The following is a 316-nucleotide window of genomic DNA, read 5'->3' as shown; positions in this document are numbered from 1 at the left end:
CCTAGCTGTGAAGTCTCAGGAGGTTGTTCACCCGGAACGGGGTTAGGCTGCAATCGCCAAACTCCAGCCCAGGACCTCGCAGGATGAACAACCCACACCAGAATGCTCGTCTGACCTTGCACAGTCGAGAGCAGATCGTCGCCCGTGTGATGGGCGGGCAGAAGGCCTCTGACGTCGCGGCCGCCTTTGCGGTGTCTGTCCGCACGGTTCGCAAATGGCTTGCCCGGTTCCGCGCGGGCGGAGGCGCGGCACTTTCCAATCGCGCAAGCGCCCCCGCCCGCGTTGCGGGGCGGCTGACCATGGCGACAGTGGCGCT

1 protein-coding gene is annotated in these 316 nt (G+C 65.5%); it reads left to right on the top strand.

What is annotated here, in order from left to right; all coding sequences use genetic code 11:
- Positions 1-83: 83 nt before the first annotated feature.
- The coding region (locus tag G4Z14_RS18785; protein ID WP_164628489.1) for a helix-turn-helix domain-containing protein at positions 84-316 on the top strand (233 nt) is incomplete at its 3' end.

Source organism: Tabrizicola oligotrophica (assembly GCF_011008935.1).
GTDB classification, from domain to species: domain Bacteria; phylum Pseudomonadota; class Alphaproteobacteria; order Rhodobacterales; family Rhodobacteraceae; genus Tabrizicola_A; species Tabrizicola_A oligotrophica.
Note: the sequence above shows the minus strand (reverse complement) of the source record. Positions and strands in the feature narration are given on the sequence as shown.